Here is a 3464-nt window from a genome sequence, read left to right as displayed (position 1 = left end):
AAAAACCTCGTTGAACGGCCTTTCATGGCGTGGTCCGGCGAGGTCGGGCAATGAATTCATTGTCATCTTTGGTCGGCGAAGTCGCCGGGACGAACGTCGCGGAGCCAGCCCACGACCTGATCCCCGTCGCCGCCCTCGGCCCCAGCCCCCCGACTGGACCGCGCGGCGGCGCGCACCGCGTCCGGCCCGGCCGGCGTGCAATTGCCGTCCTCGCCCAGCGTCAGGTCCGCGAAGGTCTCGCCCCGGGCCTCGAGCGCCTTGTCGGCGCACAGCACCGGCCAGATCCGGGCCCGGGTCACCCGGCCATCGGCGTCTCGCGCCAGAGGCTCGAGGCCGTAATAGAGATAGGCTTGCGGCTTATCGCGAAGCTGCGCGACCAGCGGGGCGCCGGCGGCGACCAGGAAAGGCGTCGCCGCCCAGCCGGTCTCGTCCAGCGACAGCCATTCATCGCCGCGTTTGAGCACCCAGTCGCAGGCCTTCCAGCGTCCCACCGCCTTGCGGACCTCGGACGGGCGGCAATCCTCCCCGCCCCAGAGCCCGTCGCGCAAGGCCGGCGCGCCAACGGCGTCCGCCGCCGTAAACATCGGCTCGGGACTGGTGACCATCGAACAGCCGCCCAGCAGCAGGGCGGCCAGGGCCAGGACCGTCAGGGACTTCCGCATCGCCAGGCTCCGATGATCACGTGCCCGTGAGCATCTCGTGATCTGACGTGAAACGCAAGCGCCGCGACCCCGGCGGCTGTATGCCCGTTCTTAAGGTTTACGCCTCACAACAGACCCCCAAGGATCGGAGATTCAAACCGTGCCCATGTCGCCCGCCGACCTCGAGGCCCGCCTGCACGCGGCCTTTCCGGACTCCGAGATCGTCCTGACCGACCTGGCCGGCGACGGCGATCACTACAAGGCCCGCATCGTCTCGCCCGCCTTTGTCGGTCTGAACCGGGTCAAACAGCATCAGCTGGTCAATCGGGCCCTGGCCGACGTGCTGGGCGGGACCCTGCACGCCCTGGCGCTCGAAACCGCCGCCCCCGCGGACTAGGGCGATGCGCTACCGACCCTTTGGCGCGGGCGGCGCGGCGATCTCGGCGATCTCGCTGCGGCTCGGCGACAACCCGAAACTGCGCGCCAATGACTGGCGGAACCTGATCTTCGCGGCGCTGGAAAACGGCATCAACAGCTTCGAGGTCGACGGCGCGGTCCCGGCCCTGCTGGACGGTGCGGCCCAGGCCTTCGCCAGCGTCGAGCGCCGCCTGCTGTTCATCGGCTGGCGCCTGCGGGCCACCGGCGGCCTGCCCCTGACCGCCCAGGCGGTGCATGACATGATCGACCTGGCCCAGGATCGGGTCGGGGTCGAGCGCCTGGACATCGTCACCCTCGACGATCCCTGCGGCAATATCGTTCCGGACGAGACCCACGCGGTGCTGACCGCCCTGCGCGGCGCCCGGCTGATCCAGCGCCTGGCCATTTCCGGCGGCGGTCCCAGCCAGGACGCCCAGGCCGCCAGCGGCGCCTTCGAAGCCATCGCCACCCCGTTCAACCTGGTGTCCGACTGGGTCGACCGCAATCGCGTCCGCACGGCCATGGCCCGCAACATGGCGGTGATCGGCCAGGACTACTGGCCCGAGGCCCTGCGCGGCGAGCGTCCGGCCCTGCTGCCCAAGCCATCGTTGTGGCGGCGTCGCACCGACCCGCTGGCCGGGCTCGGCGGCTATGATTTCCTCAACGCCACGCCGGGCTGGACCGCGCGCGAGATCTGCCTGTCCTACGCCCTGACCGAGCCGTCCCTGGCCACCGTCCAGGTCAGCGCCTCGACCCCGCCACGATCGAAGCCCTGGCCGCGGTCACCGAGCGCGACCTGCCCGCCGGCTGCGCGGCGCAGATCGAGATGGCCCGTTTTTCGTCGCAGACCGAGCGTCAGACAAAGCGCCGCGCTTGACCCCGGGGGTCGCGGCGCCTAGCTGAGTGGCCTACGCCCAAGGAATTGCCGCCATGACCGACGCCGCCGCCTCCCCCGCCCTGGACTTCATCGCCAAGACCGTCGCCGAAAATCCGGTGGTGGTGTTCATGAAGGGCGTGCCCGACCAGCCGCGCTGCGGCTTCTCGTCGGTGGTCGTGCAGATCCTCGACCACCTGGGCGTCGAGTTCATCGGCGTCGACGTGCTGCAGGACGACGACCTGCGCCAGGGCGTCAAGGCCTTCACCGACTGGCCGACCATCCCGCAGCTCTATGTGAAGGGCGAATTCGTCGGCGGCAGCGACATCATCCGCGAGATGTTCCAGACCGGCGAACTGAAGACCTTCCTGGCCGAGCAGGGCCTGATCGCCGCTTGAGCCCGGCGGACCAGAGGCCTGGCGGGAGGCGCGCATGAGCAAGGTGCTCGTTCCCCCGGCCGACGCCTTCCGCCTGAGCTTCACGCCGAAGCCCGCCGACATCGACGCCAATGGTCACGTCAACAACGTGGTCTACTTGTCCTGGGCCCAGGATCTGGCGACGTCGCACTGGAACGCCTTCGTCGACGCCGAGCGCCGGGCCGGCCTGACCTGGATCGCCCGCCGCCACGAGATCGATTATCGCCGCGAGCTGCTGCCGCACGAGACCGCGACCGGCTACACCTGGGTGGGCGAGCTGAAGGGCCCGCGTTTTCGAGCGTCTGGTGCGCATCGACGGCCCCGACGGCGAGATGTGCGCCCAGAGCCGCACCGACTGGGTGCTGGTCGATGTCGCCAGCAAGCGCCCGACCCGTATCCCGGCCTGGGTGACCGAGATCTTCACGCCCGCGCGGGGATGAGGCCCTAGTCCCGGCCGTCCGTCACCGGATTGAGCACCGTCACCGGTCCATGGCCCGGCAAGCCCAGTTCGGCCCAGGTGAAGCGCAGCGCCAGCCGGCTTGGCGCGGCGCAGAGGTCCACCCGCCGACGCGCGAAGGCGACGGCCGGCACGTCTCCGCCGCGATCGACATAAAAGGCGATGTCGGCCCGGCTCGTGCAGCCGGCCGAGGTGAGCACCACCGCCAGGCCTTCACGGCTCGCCGTGACCCCCAACAGGGGCTCAAGCCCCTCCGCGCCGACGCCTGGGCCCGCCACTAGGCGCGGGCCGCCCATGCCGACGCATCCCGCCAGGCCCAGCAGGGGAACAGTCGCGATCAGGCGGCGACGGGTGAGGTTCAAATGCTAGGACGCCTTGGCCAGCGGGAAGCGCGAGGCTCCAGTTTGCCTGGGTCAGGCTTGGGCGCAAGGCATGAGACCGTCTGAACGGGCCTCAGGCTGCTTTTCTGGATGATCGCTTCGCGCATGCGGTCGGCGACGGTGCCCAGGGTGATGGCGCCCAGGGCGCGATCGACGTCGAAGCCTTCGCCGGCGGCGGCGGCGGCGGCCAGTCGGGCCGTGAAATCGGTAATGGCGGTGATGTGCTGGGCCAGCATGTCGACCATGTGCAGCTCCTGCATGACGGCCATGCGGCGCTCG

Annotated in this window: 5 protein-coding genes and 2 pseudogenes; 4 read left to right on the top strand and 3 right to left on the bottom strand. The window is 70.1% G+C overall.

Going from position 1 to position 3464, the window contains the following annotated elements:
- Positions 1 to 62: 62 nt before the first annotated feature.
- Complete coding sequence (locus CSW58_RS11540) at positions 63 to 662, bottom strand: hypothetical protein (protein WP_099447384.1); 600 nt, start codon at positions 660 to 662, stop codon at positions 63 to 65.
- Between the two features lie 139 nt (positions 663 to 801).
- Between CSW58_RS11540 and CSW58_RS11535 the strand changes: the two genes are divergently transcribed.
- The 4 genes and pseudogenes from CSW58_RS11535 (at position 802) to CSW58_RS11520 (ending at position 2788) form a co-directional block, all read left to right on the top strand.
- The gene (locus CSW58_RS11535; RefSeq protein WP_099447383.1) at positions 802 to 1038 is read left to right on the top strand and encodes a BolA/IbaG family iron-sulfur metabolism protein; all 237 of its coding nucleotides are present in this window, start codon (positions 802 to 804) and stop codon (positions 1036 to 1038) included.
- Between the two features lie 4 nt (positions 1039 to 1042).
- Positions 1043 to 1957: a hypothetical protein gene (locus tag CSW58_RS11530; protein ID WP_236627796.1), complete on the top strand. Its 915-nt coding sequence runs from the start codon at positions 1043 to 1045 to the stop codon at positions 1955 to 1957.
- 31 nt (positions 1958 to 1988) lie between these two features.
- A complete protein-coding gene (grxD, locus tag CSW58_RS11525) occupies positions 1989 to 2330 on the top strand; it encodes a Grx4 family monothiol glutaredoxin (protein WP_099447382.1) in 342 nt (113 codons plus the stop codon).
- A 34-nt stretch (positions 2331 to 2364) separates the two neighbouring features.
- Positions 2365 to 2788: pseudogene (locus tag CSW58_RS11520) on the top strand (acyl-CoA thioesterase).
- A gap of 4 nt (positions 2789 to 2792) precedes the next feature.
- Here the strand turns inward: CSW58_RS11520 and CSW58_RS11515 are convergent.
- Positions 2793 to 3167 (bottom strand): hypothetical protein, encoded by a 375-nt coding sequence (locus tag CSW58_RS11515; RefSeq protein ID WP_099447381.1) that lies wholly within the window; start codon positions 3165 to 3167, stop codon positions 2793 to 2795.
- Positions 3164 to 3464 (bottom strand): annotated as a pseudogene (locus CSW58_RS14140) (hypothetical protein); the annotation flags it as partial. The gene CSW58_RS11515 and the pseudogene CSW58_RS14140, both read right to left, overlap by 4 nt.

The sequence above is a fragment of the Caulobacter sp. B11 genome (genome assembly GCF_002737765.1).
In the GTDB taxonomy this organism is placed as follows: Bacteria; Pseudomonadota; Alphaproteobacteria; order Caulobacterales; family Caulobacteraceae; genus Caulobacter.
This window is presented reverse-complemented; position numbering and strand designations above follow the sequence as displayed.

Bases quoted from the DNA above. Each gene is read 5' to 3' on its own strand.
- CSW58_RS11540 (WP_099447384.1), bottom strand. From the start codon at position 662: ATGCGGAAGTCCCTGACGGTCCTGGCCCTGGCCGCCCTGCTGCTGGGC.
- CSW58_RS11530 (WP_236627796.1), top strand. From the start codon at position 1,043: ATGCGCTACCGACCCTTTGGCGCGGGCGGCGCGGCGATCTCGGCGATC.
- grxD (WP_099447382.1), top strand. From the start codon at position 1,989: ATGACCGACGCCGCCGCCTCCCCCGCCCTGGACTTCATCGCCAAGACC.